The organism is Paraburkholderia sp. IW21 (genome assembly GCF_041321145.1).
Lineage (GTDB): Bacteria > Pseudomonadota > Gammaproteobacteria > Burkholderiales > Burkholderiaceae > Paraburkholderia.
The window spans coordinates 55,506-73,160 of the sequence record NZ_JBGGWA010000003.1 but is presented as its reverse complement, the minus strand read 5'-3'; the positions used below and the strand labels follow the sequence as shown (position 1 = coordinate 73,160).

Sequence of the window (17,655 nt, the reverse complement as noted above, 5' to 3'; positions counted from 1 at the left end):
GCCATGCATGAGTTGAGTATTGCCAACAGCGTCGTCGAAATTTGCGCGGAACAGGCCAACGGTGCGCGCGTGAGAAGTGTGACGCTGGAGATCGGGAAATTGTCGGCGGTGATGCCGGATGCGATCCGGTTTTGTTTCGACGTCTGCGCGAAGGACACGGCGGTAGAGGGCGCGAGCTTGCAAATCGTCGAGATACCAGGGCAGGCGCGTTGTCTTGCATGCGGCGCGACGCTCGACATCGAGGTGCCGTTCGGGCAGTGCGATTGCGGGAGCGAAAATATCGAGCTGATTTCCGGGCAGCAGTTGAAGATCCGGCAGATGGAGGTGGTGTGATGTGTACGACATGCGGATGCTCGAATACGCAGGGCGCGGCGGTGACCGATCTGGATGCGGAGGAAGCGGCGAAATCGCAAGCGCAGGCGCAGGCGCCGCAGGAGGCCGGCGCGATCGGCGCGCATGAACCCGCTTACCGGCGAGTGACCGAACATGAACACGGACATACGCATCCGCACGGCCATTTGCATTCACACGACCACGCGCATTCAAATGACGCGCCACATTCACACGACCACGCGCACCCGCACGAGCACGTGCATGACCATGATCACAAGCACGGCCACGATAGCGAACGCGGCACTTCAATCACGCTGGAGCAGGACATTCTGGCGAAGAACCAGTTGCTGGCTGAGCGCAATCGCGGCTGGCTTGCGGGTCGTTCGATTCTCGCGCTGAACTTGATGAGTTCGCCGGGCGCGGGCAAGACGACGTTGCTCGAACGCACGATCCACGATCTTGGCGAGACGTTGCCGCTCACGGTGATCGAAGGCGATCAGGCGACGCTCAACGACGCCCAGCGAATTCGCGCCACCGGTGCGCGCGTGGTTCAGATCAATACTGGCACGGGTTGTCATCTCGATGCGGAGATGGCGTCGCGGGCGCTGACGCAGCTCGATCCGCCGATGCATTCGGTCGTGATGATCGAAAACGTCGGGAATCTGGTGTGCCCCGCGCTATTTGATCTTGGCGAAGGGGCTAAGGTGTTGATTCTTTCCGTTACGGAGGGTGAGGATAAGCCGATCAAGTATCCGCATATGTTTCGGGCTTGTTCTTTATTGTTGTTGAACAAGATCGATCTGCTGCCGCATTTGCGGTTTGATGTCGAGCAGTGTGTCGGGTATGCGCGGAGGGTCAATCCTGGGATTGAAATTCTGCAGGTGTCGGCGCAGAGCGGAGAAGGAATGGACGCATGGTATACGTGGCTTTGCGCGATGCGCGCGCCTGGAGGGCGCGCCGAGAGTTGATGTCGGGTGCTGCCCGGAGTCGGAAACCCGGACCGCAGGCGTTAAAAGAACACCGCTCGCACTCGTCTGACCTTTGCTCGTGCGTTCTGCACTCAACACCTTCCCGATTGTTCGGCTCACCCGACGTATCTATTCGCTTTCAGCCGCTTTATCCGTACGGCTTGCGTGCCTACATTGTGTCCTGTGACAGCGCCATTGCATTGTCCGGCTTCATCGACGTCTGCCCGCGAATCTTCGCGGCAGGACGTCGGCGCGAAACCCCATCCAAAGGAATCGATCATGAGCAAGCTCACAGGTAAAGTTGCTGTTGTAACGGGCGCATCGAAAGGTATCGGTGCCGCTATTGCGAAGGCACTGGCCGCGCAAGGTGCGTCGGTGGTAGTGAACTATGCGTCCAGCAAAGCGGGCGCGGACGGCGTGGTTGCCGCAATCACCGCGGCGGGCGGCAAGGCGGTGGCCGTTGCCGGCGATGTCTCCAAGACAGCCGACGCGAAAGGCATCATCGACAGCGCGGTCGAAACGTACGGTCGTCTCGACATTCTCGTCAACAACTCCGGCGTGTATGAATTCGCGCCAATCGAAGAGATCACCGAAGAGCACTTTCATAGGCACTTCAATGTAAACGTGCTCGGTCTGTTACTGGTCACGCAAGCGGCGGTGAAGCATCTGGGCGAAGGCGGCAGCATCGTCAATGTCAGTTCGGTTGTCAGCCGTATCACGCCGCCGGGCAGCGCGGTCTATACCGCCACCAAGGGTGCGGTGGACGGCATCACGGGTGTGCTCGCCCGTGAACTGGGCCCGCGCAAGATTCGCGTCAACTCCGTGAATCCAGGCATGGTCGCAACCGAAGGCACGCACAGCGCCGGCATTGTCGGCTCGGACTTCGAAACGTGGGCCGTCGCTCAGACGCCGCTTGGCCGGATTGGACAGCCTGACGATATCGCCGACGTCGCCGTGTTCCTCGCGTCCGACGACTCGCGCTGGATGACCGGCGAGAGCCTGATCGCCAGCGGCGGTTCGCGCTAACAGGTTGCGCGCAGCGGGTATTGAGGTGATGCGTGCAGCGTCGCGTCTGCCGCACGCAATTCAACCGCTCAAGCCTGCGCCGTTGCGCGCGACGATGCGGCCGTTGGCGACCACCAGCTTGCGCGGCGGCCGCGCGACGATCGCCTGGGCGACCGTGTCCGCATCCAGCAGGACAAGGTCGGCGCGTGCGCCGACGTGCAAGCCATAATCGGTGAATCCGCAGCCGCGGGCGGCGGCGGCGCTGACACAGTCGAACGCGATCGCGAGATCGTCGTCGCGACGCAGGCCGTAGCGCATGCCGATCAGCATGGCGCGCTCGAGCATGTCCGGAGAACCATAAGGCGTCCACGTATCACGCACGCCGTCGTTGCCGCCGAAAATCGTCACGCCTTGTTCGATGCTGGTCTTGAGCGGCGGCACGGGTGTCGAAGGCGGGGCTGTCGTCAGGAGCGCGACGCGCAGTTCGGCAAGGCGCGCGAGCAGGGCATCGCGTTCGCGCTCGGGCAACGCGCCGAGACAGAACGCGTGACTGACGACCACGTGCCCTTGCATGCCGAGCGCCGCGACACGGTCGAGCAGAAGGCCCAAGGTGAACGCGCCGATTTCCCCGGGCTCATGAAGATGGATGTCGATCGGCTTGTGATGACGCTCGGCGAGCTCGAAGGTCAGGTTCAGCGACGCAACCGGATCGCCGTCGATCAGTGCGGGATCGAGTGCGCCGAGCACATCGGCGCCCACGCTCAGCGCACGGTCGAGCAATGCGTCCGTGCCGGGACGGCCGAGCACACCCGACTGCGGGAACGCGACGATCTGCATATCGAGCACGCCGCGCAGCACATCGCGGGTGGCGAGCACGCCTTCGAGGTGACGCAGGCCCGCGTCGGTATCGATATCGACGTGGGTGCGCAGCCGCGTCGTGCCCGCATGCACGAACGCATGGGCGAGCGCGAGCGACTGTGCGCCTGCGTCATGACCGCTTTCCGCGCGCCAGCGCCGTTCGTTTTCGATGCGATCGGTCAGTTTCGGGCCGACCGCGTTGCGATACCAGCTCATGCCCCATGTGGTTTTGTCGAGGTGCGTATGACCTTCGACGAAACCGGGCAGCAGCAGCGCGCCCGCGCCGTCCTCATGGGCGACGCCGGGCGCACGCGGCAGATCCGGGCCGATCGCCGCGATGCGGCCGTCGGCGATCGATACGTCGACGGTCGTGCCGTCAGGCTGACGGACGTTGATGATGAGCAGGGCGTTTGTCATGGGATGATGGGTTGTCGATGTCATCAGCGTGTTCGGCTGCGGGGCGAAAGATCCGGGTTGCGTCATGGCGGGCTGCACGGGTCTGTTTAACTGTTCGTTGCCACTATCAGCTTCAGCCCCGCGGGCAGCGACTCGCCGAACACGCGGCCTTCGTCGGCATTGTCGAGCTCGACAGTCTCGCTGACCATTGTGATCCACGCACGCGGTGCATTGGTTGCTTCGAGCTTGCGCACCACCGCCTGGCGCACGTCCTCGGGCAACTCGCGCGTGCGGTCGCCGGTCATGCGGGCGATCTGCACGGCAGCGAATGCCGCGGGGTCGACCTTCTTCCAGTCGAGCGCGAGGATCGTGTTCAGCCAACGCGCTGCGACCTCCGGCGGCACGACGCCATGCGCGCTGCCATAGAACGGCCGCCGTGCGCCGATGCGGCCCACCGCCCACCAGCTCTGATGATTTTCAGCAGGTTTCTTCAGCCGCGTGAGCACCGATTCGCCAAGTTCGATCTTGCGTTCAACCGGGATGCGTTCGAGCGACGCGCTCAGGCGGACCATGTCGGTAAAGCCCGTTTTCGCCACGTCGAACGGGAGCTTGTGACGCGATTGCGCGGCCGTTTGCAGATACGCCATCGCGTCGAGCACGCGCAGTTGCGCGCTTTCGTCGAGGCCGCCCGCGGCGCGGCGCCATAACGTCCACCACTCCGACCAGACCTGGCTTTCGTTGACGTACTGAATACCGTCGTCGAAGAGCGACCAGAGTTGCTCGACGCGCCATTCGTCGAGCGGATAACCGAAGCCAGGTCTGACGCAATAACCGGCCAGATTCAGCCACAGCCGTTCGTGATCCGCCGAACGCCGCCGACGGCGCGCGCGTTCCCACAGCGCGCCGAACAGTTCGCGCAGCAGCGCGCTGTTCCAGCTTTCGCGTGGCCCGAGCAGGTGTTCGAGTTGCGAGCGCAGCCGTTTGACTTCTTTAGGGCCGACATTTTGCGCGCGCGAGCCGAAACTGCGATCGATATGGTCGATCGCTTCGTCGAGCGCGGGGTGCCGGGCGTGACCTTCACCGGCCGACAGATTCACCTGCGCGTCTTCACGGCGCAACTGGAATTCGAGCAGCCAGCGTTGCGCGGGATTGTCGAGCTCGATGCAATGCACGTCGAGCGTGCCCACTTCCGTGAGCGATGTCGCGATCCGCACCGCTGTTTCGCGTGCGGTGCTCGCACCACGCGATTGCACGATCGTCGCGATGGGCGGCAGGCGAATGAAATCGCCTTGCGCGAGGTCCGCCAGTTCGCCGGGTCGATAGACCGTGTCCGCGCTCGTGGAGGCCAGGTGAAAGCGCACGGGATGGCCGAGGCGCAGCGCGAACGTGCGGTCCTCGATGAGAATCTCGTGGCCTTCTTCGGTGCCGCGCGGCAGCAGGCAAATGCCCCGTGGCGATGGTTCGGTGTCCTGCTCGCCGCCGCTGGTTGCGTCGAGCACCAGGAAGTAACTGCGCGCCGAGCCGCCACCGATTTTCGGCGCGTGGCCGGCGCGGGCGAGGGCATAGGCGACCGCGCCGCGCGCCACGGCGACGTCGGGATTGTCGTTGTGCAGAACGTTGAGCGGTTCGCCGCGCCATGCGCCCAGGGTGCTGGACAGACGTTCCGTCAACGCTTTGGCACGGAACACGCCGCCGTTCAAAAGCAGCGTGTCGGGCATTGGCAAAGGCGCGTCTTGACCTTCGCCCGCGTCCGCAGAGCCCAGCGCTTGACGCGACTGCGTCGCGAAGCGGCTCAGAAAGGCCGCGATATGCCGCGTGACTGCCGCATCGGTGGCATAGGGCAGGCCGAACTCGACGATCGCCCCACGCGGCCTTCCGGGCCGTTCGTTCGAGGCGACCGCCGGAAAGAATCCGTCGACGATGATCTGCTCGATTTCCTCACGCGTGACCTGCGCGGTACGCGCGCCGCCGATCAGCTTCGAGCCCGCGCCGAGCAGCGTGATCGAAGCCGACTCCGGCGCTTGCGGGCCGAGCAGTTGTTCCTTCGCGCCGCGGCAGCGCTCGACCAGTTGCGACAGACTCGCCGCCGACAACCGCGTCCGTTCGCCACCGGCTTGCGGCAAACGCGCCTCGACTAGATGTGCGAGCGCGAGATCCATGTTGTCGCCGCCGAGCATCAGATGGTTGCCCACGCCGATGCGCGTGAGCTCCGGCTCGCCGTCACGCATGTGGACTTCGATCAGCGTGAGGTCGGTGGTGCCGCCGCCCACGTCGCAGATCAGTACGAGCCGTGTGTCCGCGAGTTCAGCCGAAAGGCGCTCCCGATGATGAAACAGCCAATCGTAGAACGCGGCCTGCGGTTCTTCCAGCAGTCTTAAGGTGGGCAGGCCCGCCCTACGCGCCGCTTCCACCGTCAACGCTCGCGCGCCTTCGTCGAAGGAAGCCGGCACCGTCAGCACGACGTCCTGATCTTCGAGCCGCGCCTCCGGAAAGCGCTGATTCCAGGCCGCTCGCACGTGCGCCAGATAGCTCGCGCTGGCTTCGACCGGCGAGACCTTGCGGACATCGTCGGCGGCGCCCCACGGCAGGATCGGCGCGGTACGGTCGACGGATGCATGGGACAGCCAGCTCTTCGCGCTCGCCACCAGCCGTCCCGGTACCTGGCCGCCGAGCGCGCGAGCGAGCCGGCCGATCACCACCGGCTGACTGTCCGCGCTATCGGTCGAATGATCTGCAACCCGCCAGGGCAAGTGCAGATCGCCCGCGCTCAGTTCGCCCGGCGCCGCCTGATAGCGCACCGACGGCAGCAGCGGCCGCGCCGCCACCTCGCCGAGACTCACCAGCTGATCGATCTCGAAGACGCGAATCTCCCGCGACCCCGTCGCGGGATTGCCCGCCGCGGGTTCGCCCGCCGCGGCATAGGCGAGCACCGTGTTGCTGGTGCCGAGGTCAATGCCGACGCTGTAGCGCTTCATCGCACTCATGCATGGGCGCTGCCGCGCACGTCGAATTCGACCTTCCAGTGTTCGTCGGTGCCGCGCGGCATGGCTTCGAGTTCGAGCGTGCCGGCTTCGGTGACGCGCGCATGCAGCTTCACGGGCACGACTTCACCGGCGGTGCGGCCGGCGGATGGCAGCGTCGCCTGGATTTCCTCCAGTTCCTGCAATTCCTCGGGGCTCCAGAAGTCGAGCAGCGTGCCGACCTGATCCTGACGACGCACCGACGATCCGAAGAAGCGGAAGTGCACCGGCTCGCCGACGACGAGCCCGAACTCCTGCGCCGGCAACTCGGCATCCGTGCCTTCCTCCATGCCGAACGGTGCGACGCACAGCGCCTGCACGGGCGGTTCGAGACCGGGGACCGCCGGCATCGCCGATTCGATCGCGATGTAGTACGCGCGTGCCGTGCCGCCACGAATACGCACGCCCTTGCCGCGCCGCACATAGCCGTAATACGCAGCGCCGCGCGCGACCGCAAGGTCGAGATCGGCGCCTTCGAGCAGGCGTGCTTGCGGCGCGCCTTCAGCGGCGAGCCAGTTATTGAGCGTGCCCATGATGCGCTCGACCAGCAGCGGCGACTTGAACACGCCGCCGTTGAACAGCACTGCCGTGGGGTGCAGAAAGGTCGCGCCGTCCGCAGTGGCGATATCGCGCAAGCCTTCGAGTTCGGCCAGCGCGCCGACCTGACGGCCGAGGAAGGCCGCCAGATGCCGCGTGATGCCCGCGTCCTGCGCATACGGCAGGCCGAGTTGCGTCAGACCGGCGCGCGCACGGCTTACCGGACGGGCCGCGCTCTCCACGTGCGGGAAGAAGCCTTCGAGGATGGTCTGGGTCAGTTCGGCGCGCGTCAGCTCGGTACGGATCGACCCGCCGATCAGTTTCGAACCGCGGCTTGGCACGACGAGCGGCACGGTGTCGGTGGTGGGATCGCTGAGCAGCGTTTCTTTCGCCGAGCGGCATGCATAGGTGAGGGCGCGCAGTTGCCAGGCGTCGGCCTGGGTGCCAAGCGCGGCGAGCTTGCGTGCCACCCCGTGCGCGAGCGCGAGATCCATGTTGTCGCCGCCCAGCAGAATGTGTTCGCCGACCGCGACGCGATGCAGTTCGAGATTGCCGTCGCGCTCGATCACGGCGATCAGCGAGAGGTCGGTGGTCCCGCCGCCCACATCGACCACGAGGATGATGTCGCCGATCTTGACCTGCTTGCGCCACTGGCCGCCGCTTTTTTGAATCCAGCTATACAGCGCGGCCTGGGGTTCTTCGAGCAACGTCATGCGACCGTAACCGGCAGCCTCGGCGGCTTCGGCGGTCAGCTCGCGGGCGGCCGGATCGAACGACGCGGGAATCGTCACCGTGATGTCCTGCTGGCTGAACGGCGCCTCCGGATGCGCGTGGTCCCACGCTTCGCGCAAGTGGGTCAGATAGCGCACCGAGCTTTCGAGCGGCGAGACGCGCGCCACTTCAGGCGGCGCGTCGTTGGGCAGAATCGCCGCGCGGCGGTCGACACCCGGATGGCACAACCAGCTCTTGGCGCTCGACACGAGGCGGATCGGCGTGGCCGCGCCGCGGCTGCGGGCGAACTCGCCGACCGCGAATTCGCGCTGGCCGGTCCACGGCAGGTACAGGTCGCCCGACGCGAGTTCGTCGGGATGCGGGAGGTAGAGGAACGAGGGCAGCAGATCGAGGTTGTCGATCGCGCCGGGGCCGGTGAGTTGCACGATCGGCAGCACGCCGTGGGCGGTCTTTTCGCCATCGCTGGCCGCGGTGTCCACGTAGGACAGCGCGCAGTGCGTGGTGCCCAGGTCGATGCCGATCGAAAAGCGTGCGTCGCTCATAGCTCCACCTCCGCCGGTGCGATCACCTTGGCGTTATGGCTGCCGGTCAGCTTCGGCAGACGCACTTCGTCGACACGCCAGCCGCGGTGGCTGATGCTGCCGTTGAACGGCGCCTGGCCGACGACGTTGCCGGTCAGGCGAATCGAGGTGGCGTCGAAGCCTTCGGCCAGCGTCACCCGGCTGCCTTCGGCTTCGTCGCGCACCGGGCGGATCGTGAAATGCTCGCGCAACGTTGCGCGGCAGCCGTCGTGGACGAGGCGCGCGGCGGCGCCGATGTCGGCGTCGCTATAGCCCTTGATGTCTTCTTCGACGAAGTCGATGAAGCGTGCGTCGCGTTGCAGCAGGCCGAGCAACTGAAGCGCGGCGTCGGGGCTCGCTTCCTTCAGGATCGGCGCCGGCTGCGGCGCAGGGGCAGGTGGCGTTGCAGGCGCGGGCGCCGCGCTCGCGGCAGCGGCGTCGCCATTACGCAGACGCAGCACCCCGGCGGCGAATTCGCCGTCGCCGAGGATGCTGAAAAACGTGCTGACGGCAAGTGAAATTCTGCCGAGGAAAGACGGGTTCGAGTCGGTCATAAATGCTCCTGAGGGGCTCTCTTAAAGGACGAGCTGTCCTGGCTGCGCCGCACGCGATGGGCCCAACGTGCCTGATTGGCTTGCTGGGCCGTCGTCATGCGTCTGGGCGAAAGTCGGCGGCAAGCATGCCGCCGAGGTCGAATTCATCGAATCTTGCGGCGCGCTTTGCACGCGCAAACCCGTATTTTGCCTTGTGGCGCGCCCGAAGCGGGCAAAGCCGGCAATTCTAGCGGTCAACGGGTGGAAATTGGCGGGTGGCGGCGGGTGCTTTCAGGCGATGCCCAGCGCGTGATTTCACGCGGCGGCCGGCCCGAATTCGGTCGGTACCAGGTCGATAAGCGCCTGCAATTTCGGCGTGATGCGGCTTGCCGGAAACCCCGGATGCATGGGGCCCGGCGGCGCTGATCAAGCGGTACGGCTTGCAAAGAGACCCGCGGAGTACAGCAGCGTGTTCACCATTCGGCATCGGCGCAGAACGGTTGCTGCTTGCCCTGCGGGCTCAGGGTGCCTGACGATCGTCGCCGATCAGCCATCGGTAATAAGCGTTGCCCGGGTCCATGCGCAGAACATTGCCGAGGTTCCGTGCCCAGGCATCGCGGTCGCCTCTGTAGGCGTCCAGGCCAGCTGTGTAGAAGCTCTGCAAGGCACTGCGCGAGTGCTCCACGGCGGCGCGGAACGCGTCGTCGGCAGCCTGCAACGGCGGCTCGGTGCGAAGCGCCAGCAGGTGCGTCAGCGTCGTAGGGAACGCGGCGCGGCGGACCCACGTCGCATACTCAATGCGAGGCTGGTCGTCCGTGACCGGCTGGGCGTCGGCGGCGTAGTACTCGAGGCCGGCGCGATCGGTGATCCATGTAGCCAGCAGGGCCGCCGGCGATGCAATGCCAACTTCGCGCAACGACGCCGCGACCTCCGGTTGAGCAAAGCGCGCCTCGATACGCGGCACGTCCAGTTCAAGCGCCTGCATCGAACCGACCAGCATCATCTCGTGCAACTCGGTCGTCCACAACGTGGCGTGAGGAAACACCTGGATGAAGCTCTGGATCAGCGAGCGTGTGTCCTCTTCGTTTTGCGTGGGCAGCGGCAGCCATTGCGCGACGATGCCGCCCGGCTGCAAACGTGACGCCGCCAGCCGGTAGAAATCCGTCGAGTACAGATTGACGACGCCCGCAGCGGACGGTGGCGGCGGCTCCAGCGTAATGAGGTCGTAGCGTTCGGCGTTGTGCAACAGTTCGCGCCGACCGTCGCGCTGCCGGATGTCCATCCGCGGATCGGTGCTCATGTTGTAGTTGCCTTTGAACTGCGGTGCGGCGCGCACCACCGCCGGCAACAGTTCGGCGACCACGCGTTTATCCAACCCCGGCCAGGTCAACAGCGCCCCGCCGGTAATCCCGGTGCCGAGCCCGATCACCAGCGCCGTACGCGGCGCCTCACGGTGGATGATCAAGGGCAGCAGCGCTTGCAGACGCATATATCGCAGCGACGTCATCGTGTCGCCGGAGTTGGAGACGCCCTGGATATAAAGGCGCCGGAAGTGCCTTTGGCCCGCGTTCTGTTCGACTACCGCGACCGTGCCGCCCGCACTTTCTTCGTAGAAGTTCAGGGTGCCCCCACGTGCCTCGGCGAGCAGGGTGGCGAGCCGGTCGGACGGCGTCAGCACCACCGTGACCAAAGTCAGTGCGGCGAGAACGGGGACGCTCCAGCGCGCGACCGGCCGCACGTCCGATCCGCGTAGCACGGCGATCAGACTCAATACGCCCGCGAGGACGGCAAGCGCGGCGAGTGCGTGAACGAGACCCAGCTTCGGCACGAGCACGAAACCCGCGAGCAGGGTGCCGGCGATGCCGCCAGCCGTATTGAGCGCCACCACCGTGCCCACGTCACGCCCTGTGTGCCGGTTGTCCACGTTAAGACGCAACGCGAAGGGGAATGCGGCGCCTAACAACAGGGTAGGGACGAGGACAACGCACATGGCCGCCACCGCGAAGCTGGCGCACATGGCCGTCAGCAGGCTGCCCGTGACACCGAGCACGGCTTCTCGCGCAAGGCTTTGCCAATGCGGCAACCAGCCGCCGAGGACGGCGATCTCCAGCAACGCGACCAGTCCGGCCGATGCGATCAGCACCGCAAACGCGCCCCACGGATCGCGCACCCGGTCGACGTAGCGCGATGCCAGCGCGCTGCCGAGCGAGAGGCCCAGCAGATAAGTGGCCAGCACCACGGCGAAGGCAAAGCTGCGCGTGCTGATGAACTGGACGATCACCTGCGACCACACCACCTCGTAACCCAAAGCGACGCCGCCGGCGATCGCGTAAAGCACGAGTGCGAGGCGAGCCTTCGAGGCGGGCGTGGCGTGCGCGGTGTTGTTCGCGGCGGGCAGGGCGGCCGCTTCGCGTGCGCTGTCCGTCGGAACGTGCGCCAGGGCGGCCGATTCGGTCCCCGGCACCAAGGGCGGATTCACGCGGCCGAGAAGCGCGGCGCTGAGCGCTGCGACGGCATTCAGCGCGGCGGCGGCCCACGCGCTGCCCTGAACGCCGAGCCACGGAATCAGAACAAAGCTCGCAGCCAGCGTGCCGGCAATCGCACCGGCCGTATTGGCCGCGTACAGGCGGGCGCCGAGGCGCCCTACACGAGCAGCGGCGGGACGCAACGCACGCATCAGCACCGGCAGCGTACCGCCCATCAGCACGGCAGGCAGCCCGACCAGTGCAAAGGGCAAGGCCCACGCGAATGGCCCGACGTGATCCTGTAGCAACGCGAACGGCGCCGCCGCCCGTGGCAGCATCCACGTGCCGCCGACGGCCAGCAACAGCACCCCGGCTTCGAGCAGCGCGTACAGGCGCAATGGTCGTGCTAACCGGTCGGCCAGCCTGCCGAAGAGCCAGCCGCCCACTGCAAGGCCGGCAAAAAAGGCGCTGACGCCAGTGGTAACGGCTTGCACCTCGACGCCGACCACCAGCGCGAGCTGCTTGATCCACAAGACCTGGTAAATCAGCGACGCGGCACCCGATGCGAACAGAAGCAGCATCGGCCAGGCGATCGACAAGGTTGGGGTAGCGGCTTCGCCGAGCGGTTCGTGCTCGTGTGTATCGGCGCGACGCTGTGCGCGTTCATGTGCACGGCGCTCACGGCGTGTGCTTTTGACAGGGTCGGCCAGCGTTTGGGTCATCGGATAAATTGCGTTGCGGCGGTGTGAACCGCTTCGATCGGCTCGAAGCGGTTCACACCGCCGGCCGGCACGGGCCGGCCGGCGCAACGACACTACGCTTTACTCAAGTCCGCGCTTCTTGAAGGACTCGTCGATCTTCCTGTCGACCTGCCTGCGCACGCCGTCCACGCTGAAGCTCGCGGGCCGCTGGCTCGGCGGATAGTTGACGAAGGTCTGCAGGAACGCCGACGCTTTCAGTGTGGCGATGCCGTTCAGGTAGACGTTCCTCGTTACCCAGTCGTTGTACTGGTCCGACGTGATGTCCGCGCGTTCATAGGGATCCATGCGCAGGTTGAATAGCTTGGGCAGACGCAGGCAGACAAGCGGGTCCTGCCAGATGTTCAGGTTGCCCTTGGCGCGCTGCTCGCAGAAGACCGCCTTCCAGGCATTGCCGTCCTGATCCCAGCGCATTGCCACCAGATCGCCGTCGTCGTCGAAATAATAGAACTCGGTTCGTGGGTCCTTGGTGGTCTGTCCGGTCAGGAACGGGAGCTGGTTATAGCCGTCGAGGTGATTCTTGAAACTCGCACCGCCCGCCTTGGGCGCCCATCCTTTCAGGAGCCGGTCCTTGATGCCGGTATCGCCTGCCGCGGCGAGCAGCGTCGGGAACCAGTCGAGCCCCGAGAACATCTCGTTCGACACTTCTCCCGCCTTGATATGCCCCGGCCATCGCACCATGGCCGGCACGCGAAACGCGCCTTCCCAGTTGGAGTCTTTCTCGCTGCGGAAGGGGGTGGTCGCCGCGTCCGGCCACGAGAACTGATTCGGCCCGTTGTCGGTCGTGTAGATGACGATGGTGTTGCTGGCGATTTTCAGGTCGTCCAGCAGCTTGAGCAGTTTGCCCACGTCCTGATCGTGCTCCCACATGCCGTCGGCATATTCGTTGCCGGGCATGCCGCTCTTGCCTCTGAATTCAGGCCGCACGTGCGTGAAGACGTGCATGCGCGTGTAGTTCATCCAGACGAAGAAAGGCGTGCCGTTCTTGACCTGCTTGCGGATGAATTCTTCCGCGTGCGCACCGGTTTCGTCGTCGATGGTCTCCATGCGTTTGGCCGTCAGCGGGCCGGTATCCTGCACCTTGCCGTCCGAGGTGCTATGAATCACCCCGCGTGGCGAGAAGTTCTTCACATACGGGTCGTTCTTGTCCTTCGGCCAGTAGGGACGCTCGGGTTCTTCCTCGGCATTCAGGTGGTACAGGTTGCCATAGAACTCGTCGAAACCGTGGTTGGTCGGCAGGTACTCGTTCTTGTCGCCAAGATGGTTCTTGCCGAACTGGCCGGTCGCATAGCCGAGCGGTTTGAGCGCCTGGGCGATCGTGATGTCGGTCTTCTGCAGGCCGACCGGTGCGCCAGGCGCGCCGACCTTGGAGAGCCCGGTACGCAACGGCGTCTGCCCGGTGATGAAGGACGAACGCCCCGCCGTACAGCTGTTCTCAGCGTAGTAGTCCGTAAAGATCATCCCTTCGTTTGCAACGCGATCGATGTTCGGCGTCTTGTAGCCGACCACGCCGCGCGTGTAGGCGCTGATATTCGCCTGCCCGATGTCATCGCCGAAAATCACGAGAATGTTGGGCTTTGCCGAGTTTTTGGCGGCAGGTGGGGGCGGGTTCGCCGCCGCCGGTTTGGGCGGCGGCTGAGTCTGCGCGGGCGCGTTGATGGAAGGAAGAATCAACGCGCTGAACGCGGCGAGGGCGATGACTGTCGCCCCGGCTGCGTAGCGCCCCTTTCGCAGGAACATTCTCATCGTGTCGCTCCAATGGAGTTGACTTCGGTTCACCCGTTGCACGCTCCTCGTGCCCAGGTTGCCTCGTAGCGGCCGCCTGATACGCGCGGCTCGCGCTCTCCCGCATCCGTTCTATTGCTTCGGCGCGGGGTAGATGGTTTGCCAGTCGTCCTTCATGCTGATCACGGTCCAGCCGTCGGTGATCGCTTCGTCCCATGCGCGATCGAGCTTGCCGATCTTCGAGGTGCGGTCGTAGGCGAATTCGCGCACGGCGTCGTCGTGATGCACCAGCAATGCGAGGTGCGGGCCGCTGCCGGAGACTGTGTACTGAAGCATCTGCAGATCGCCGTCGGAATTGCCGAATGCGAGAATGGGCTTGCGACCGATGTTGCGATAGATGCCGACCGGTTTGCCGGGACCGTCATCGACGAAATCGATTTTCGGCTGGCGCACCAGTGCCGCCTGACCGTCGCGCAGCTGGTACTGCACGAGCTGGCTGGAGCCGATCACCTGCTCAGGCGGAATGCCATACGCTTTCTCGACCCACGGACGCATGAACTCAATGGTGCCGCCCGAGACGATGAAGGTCTTGAAGCCGTTGGCGCGCAGATAAGCGAGCAGTTCCAGCTGCGGCTGATACACGAGCTCGGTGTAGGGGCGGTTGAATTTCGGGTGACGGGCGGTGGCCAGCCAGTCGCGGATCGTCTTGTCATAGTCGTCCACCGTCATGCCGCTGTTGGCGACAGCGACCAGTTGCAGCAACTGCTTCTGCTGGCTCGCCAGCACGCCGTAGTTTTTGGCGGCCAGCGCCTTGAAGGCCGGATTGGTCTTCCACTCAGGATGCTTCGGCGCCGCAGCCTTCACCTGGTCGAGCATGAAGACGAACTGGAAATAGAGCGGCTGCTCGCTCCATAGCGTGCCGTCGTTGTCGAATACGGCGATGCGTTCGGCCGGCGGCACAAAGTCAGGCGAGCCTTCACGGGTGACATCGGCGACGAATTTCTCGATCGTCTGTTTGGCTGGTCCGTCGCGCCAGGACGGTAACGCGGCGGCCGGACTGACTGCGGCCGGGGGCGTTGCGCTGGTGCCGCCGGGCGCCGCGCAACCGGCGACACACAGCGCGACCAGCACGGCGCCGAACACCGCCCCCATCAAACCAGCGGCACGCCTCGACCCACTCAGTTGGCAACGCGATTGCATCCAACCTCCGTTTTGATTGCACCATTCGATGATCGCCCCCGAACCGCAGAGGGGACGTATACAGCGCGAAGGAACGAGGCGCGCTAGCTGCCGTCGGCGCCGGCAGCGCGGGCCGACGCCTGACGTGCGAGGGGTTCCTTCCAGGTGCCTTCGTCCATCACCAGCCGGAAACCGAGATGCGACATGCTGTTGTAGGGGTCGGTGCCGCGCCGCGCGCTCGGCCGGTAGCTCAGGCAGTAGTCTTCATTGCAAAGAAACGAGCCGCCGCGCGTCACGCGCTTGGGTGCGTTCACGGGCACGCCCTGATCGGCCGGATCCCACGAATCGCGCGGACCGACCGGGTTGTCGATCACGCTGGTGCTCACCGCCTCGCGGCGGAACTGGTCGGCGCGATACCAGTCGGCCACCCATTGCCACGCGTTGCCGGTCATGTCGGAAAGCCCATAGCCGTTGGCGGGAAAGGTGCCGACCGGGCTCGTGCCGAGCGCGCCGCCCGCTTTCGGGCTGACCACCGGGAACGACTGCGGATGCTCGCCTTGCCATACGTTGGCCATCTGCTTGCCGTTCGGGGCGAACTGATTGCCCCATGCATAAGTGGCCTGTTCGAGACCGCCACGTGCGGCGAACTCCCATTCGGCTTCGGTGGGCAGGCGCTTGCCGGCCCATTTCGCATAGGCCTCGGCATCTTCGTAGGACACCTGAACCACCGGGTGATCGTCTTTGCCGACGATGTTGCTGTCCGGGCCGCCCGGATGACGCCAGTTCGCGCCGGGCACATAGCGCCACCACTGCGAATAGTCTTCCAGCGGCACGGGATGATTGGTGCCGACGAACACCATGGCACCCGCCACCATTGCGCTGTCGGGCGGACGTGGCGTGCCGGGCGGCAATTGCACTTTCAGGGTGTCCCAATCGGGCTTCTTCTCTGCCGTGGTGACGTAGCCGGTGGCTTCGACGAACTTGCGGAACTCCGCGTTCGTCACGTGATGACGGTCCATCCAGAAACCGTGGACACGCACTTGGTGGGCGGGACGCTCGTTGGGTTGCGCCTGTTTCGAGTCGCTGCCCATCAGGAACTGTCCGCCGGGAACCCATGCCATGCCGAGCGGACCATGCGTGCCGTCGCCATAGACAACTTGCGGATGAGGCGGTGTGCGCGAAGAGACGGCCCAACTGACCGCCGCACCGACGCATGCAGGAAGCATAACGAGCAGTACTGCCCAAAGCAGCACCTTGCGATAGCGGGTCGCGGGTGTTTTCGTTACAGAGGGCGTGCCGGTAGAGTGGGCCGCCTTTACCGCGCCACGGTTTCGTACATTCATCATCTCTTCTCTCACGCCGATGAAGCTGCCAGCCCTTTAGTCAAACATGGGCCAGTTCTCTTTTGCACAGAAGAAGCTTAGCGATACGGAATAACGAAACTACGTCGGTAAGAAATGCGCCAGATGCAGGCTAACAATTTTTTAAACACATTTCACGCTTTTTTTCATTCATGCGTGAAACTTTGACGGAAAGGCAGTCGTGCATTAACGTATCTGGCGGCAGGCATCCGCATCCACGTCGTCCAACCACGAAATAGATCGGGAAAATCGAGAGCTATGCGCGAAACTATCATGCGCTTTGAATCAAGCGTCAATGAAGCGATAGTAGGCCAGCAAGCGGTTGTCCGGCAGGTATTGATCGCGCTTCTCGCGGACGGCCACGTGCTGCTCGAAAGTCTGCCCGGACTCGCCAAAACCCGCACCGTCAAGGCCATTGCAACGCGTCTGGCGGCCTCGATGAGCCGCATTCAGTTCACTCCCGACCTGTTGCCGTCCGACATAACCGGCGCTGAAACGCTGTTGCAAAACGGCACGGAGCGAATGCTTGGTTTTCAACCCGGCCCTATCTTCGGCAATCTGATTCTCGCGGATGAAATTAACCGCGCGCCTGCAAAAGTCCAATCCGCATTATTGGAGGCGATGGAAGAGCGGCAGATCTCCGTTGCCGGCAAAACGCATAAAATGCCGGACCTCTTTCTGGTGATGGCAACCCAGAATCCGATTGAACAGGAAGGCACTTATCCATTGCCTGAAGCGCAGATGGACCGGTTTCTTCTTAAAGTACTGATTAGTTATCCGTCGCCGCAAAGCGAAGTCGATATGTTGAAGTTATTGCGGCGTGAAAGCAACGACATTGCAGGCGCGCCCGGTGTTCTCGCACAAGACGTCATTTTCGCGGTGCGTGAAGAAATCAGGCGGATTGCGGTTGCCCCGGCAATTGACGACTACATTGTGTCGCTCGTCAATGCTACCCGGCACGGTAAGGACATCGATGCAGATCTCGGCAAATGGATCGAAATCGGTGCGAGCCCGCGCGGCTCGATCGGGCTCGACCGGGCGAGCCGCGTGCAGGCCTGGCTTGCCGACCGCACATTCGTCACGCCCGACGATGTGCGCGCCGTCGTTCATCCGGTGCTGCGGCATCGGCTGATCCTCTCTTATGACGCCAATGCCGAAAACATCAGCGCGGACGCGGTTGTCGACCGCCTGATCGAAAAGGTTGCCGTGCCGGCCTGATAGACAT

The 17,655-nt window shown here is 64.5% G+C and carries 12 protein-coding genes; 4 read left to right on the top strand and 8 right to left on the bottom strand.

Annotated elements, in window-relative coordinates:
- Positions 1-3 precede the first annotated feature (3 nt).
- The 3 genes from hypA (at position 4) to ACAX43_RS07595 (ending at position 2,327) form a co-directional block, all read left to right on the top strand.
- Positions 4-333 carry a hydrogenase maturation nickel metallochaperone HypA gene (hypA, locus tag ACAX43_RS07605; RefSeq protein ID WP_370707804.1) on the top strand — a complete coding sequence of 110 codons (330 nt, stop codon included), beginning with the start codon at positions 4-6 and terminating at the stop codon, positions 331-333.
- Positions 333-1,301 carry a hydrogenase nickel incorporation protein HypB gene (hypB, locus tag ACAX43_RS07600; RefSeq protein WP_370707803.1) on the top strand — a complete coding sequence of 323 codons (969 nt, stop codon included), beginning with the start codon at positions 333-335 and terminating at the stop codon, positions 1,299-1,301. The genes hypA and hypB overlap by 1 nt, the downstream gene beginning before the upstream one ends.
- Before the next feature lie 279 nt (positions 1,302-1,580).
- Complete coding sequence (locus tag ACAX43_RS07595; RefSeq protein WP_370707802.1) at positions 1,581-2,327, top strand: glucose 1-dehydrogenase; 747 nt, start codon at positions 1,581-1,583, stop codon at positions 2,325-2,327.
- Between the two features lie 60 nt (positions 2,328-2,387).
- Here the strand turns inward: ACAX43_RS07595 and ACAX43_RS07590 are convergent, their stop codons facing one another.
- The 8 genes from ACAX43_RS07590 to ACAX43_RS07555 form a co-directional block, all read right to left on the bottom strand.
- The gene (locus tag ACAX43_RS07590; RefSeq protein WP_370707801.1) at positions 2,388-3,581 is read right to left on the bottom strand and encodes an amidohydrolase family protein; all 1,194 of its coding nucleotides are present in this window, start codon (positions 3,579-3,581) and stop codon (positions 2,388-2,390) included.
- A gap of 86 nt (positions 3,582-3,667) precedes the next feature.
- On the bottom strand, positions 3,668-6,544 hold the full coding sequence (locus ACAX43_RS07585) for an Hsp70 family protein (protein ID WP_370707800.1): 2,877 nt from the start codon (positions 6,542-6,544) through the stop codon (positions 3,668-3,670).
- Complete coding sequence (locus ACAX43_RS07580) at positions 6,541-8,391, bottom strand: Hsp70 family protein (RefSeq protein WP_370707799.1); 1,851 nt, start codon at positions 8,389-8,391, stop codon at positions 6,541-6,543. Before ACAX43_RS07580 ends, ACAX43_RS07585 begins: the two co-directional genes overlap by 4 nt.
- A complete protein-coding gene (locus ACAX43_RS07575) occupies positions 8,388-8,963 on the bottom strand; it encodes a DUF2760 domain-containing protein (protein WP_370707798.1) in 576 nt (191 codons plus the stop codon). The genes ACAX43_RS07580 and ACAX43_RS07575 overlap by 4 nt, the downstream gene beginning before the upstream one ends.
- A 499-nt stretch (positions 8,964-9,462) precedes the next feature.
- Complete coding sequence (locus tag ACAX43_RS07570; RefSeq protein ID WP_370708301.1) at positions 9,463-11,988, bottom strand: fused MFS/spermidine synthase; 2,526 nt, start codon at positions 11,986-11,988, stop codon at positions 9,463-9,465.
- Positions 11,989-12,228: 240 nt separating this feature from the next.
- Positions 12,229-13,911: an arylsulfatase gene (locus ACAX43_RS07565; protein ID WP_370707797.1), complete on the bottom strand. Its 1,683-nt coding sequence runs from the start codon at positions 13,909-13,911 to the stop codon at positions 12,229-12,231.
- Positions 13,912-14,022: 111 nt separating this feature from the next.
- A complete protein-coding gene (locus ACAX43_RS07560) occupies positions 14,023-15,090 on the bottom strand; it encodes an HAD family hydrolase (RefSeq protein ID WP_370707796.1) in 1,068 nt (355 codons plus the stop codon).
- An 83-nt stretch (positions 15,091-15,173) separates the two neighbouring features.
- On the bottom strand, positions 15,174-16,295 hold the full coding sequence (locus ACAX43_RS07555; protein WP_370708300.1) for a formylglycine-generating enzyme family protein: 1,122 nt from the start codon (positions 16,293-16,295) through the stop codon (positions 15,174-15,176).
- Positions 16,296-16,688: 393 nt separating this feature from the next.
- On the opposite strand from ACAX43_RS07555, the gene ACAX43_RS07550 reads away from it, so the two are divergent.
- A complete protein-coding gene (locus tag ACAX43_RS07550; RefSeq protein WP_370707795.1) occupies positions 16,689-17,648 on the top strand; it encodes an AAA family ATPase in 960 nt (319 codons plus the stop codon).
- The last annotated feature ends 7 nt before the right edge of the window (positions 17,649-17,655 follow it).

Bases quoted from the DNA above. Each gene is read 5' to 3' on its own strand.
- hypB (WP_370707803.1), top strand. From the start codon at position 333: ATGTGTACGACATGCGGATGCTCGAATACGCAGGGCGCGGCGGTGACC.
- ACAX43_RS07555 (WP_370708300.1), bottom strand. From the start codon at position 16,295: ATGCTTCCTGCATGCGTCGGTGCGGCGGTCAGTTGGGCCGTCTCTTCG.
- ACAX43_RS07580 (WP_370707799.1), bottom strand. From the start codon at position 8,391: ATGAGCGACGCACGCTTTTCGATCGGCATCGACCTGGGCACCACGCAC.
- ACAX43_RS07550 (WP_370707795.1), top strand. From the start codon at position 16,689: ATGCGCGAAACTATCATGCGCTTTGAATCAAGCGTCAATGAAGCGATA.
- hypA (WP_370707804.1), top strand. From the start codon at position 4: ATGCATGAGTTGAGTATTGCCAACAGCGTCGTCGAAATTTGCGCGGAA.
- ACAX43_RS07570 (WP_370708301.1), bottom strand. From the start codon at position 11,988: ATGCTGCTTCTGTTCGCATCGGGTGCCGCGTCGCTGATTTACCAGGTC.
- ACAX43_RS07560 (WP_370707796.1), bottom strand. From the start codon at position 15,090: ATGCAATCGCGTTGCCAACTGAGTGGGTCGAGGCGTGCCGCTGGTTTG.
- ACAX43_RS07575 (WP_370707798.1), bottom strand. From the start codon at position 8,963: ATGACCGACTCGAACCCGTCTTTCCTCGGCAGAATTTCACTTGCCGTC.
- ACAX43_RS07595 (WP_370707802.1), top strand. From the start codon at position 1,581: ATGAGCAAGCTCACAGGTAAAGTTGCTGTTGTAACGGGCGCATCGAAA.
- ACAX43_RS07565 (WP_370707797.1), bottom strand. From the start codon at position 13,911: ATGAGAATGTTCCTGCGAAAGGGGCGCTACGCAGCCGGGGCGACAGTC.
- ACAX43_RS07585 (WP_370707800.1), bottom strand. From the start codon at position 6,544: ATGAGTGCGATGAAGCGCTACAGCGTCGGCATTGACCTCGGCACCAGC.
- ACAX43_RS07590 (WP_370707801.1), bottom strand. From the start codon at position 3,581: ATGACAAACGCCCTGCTCATCATCAACGTCCGTCAGCCTGACGGCACG.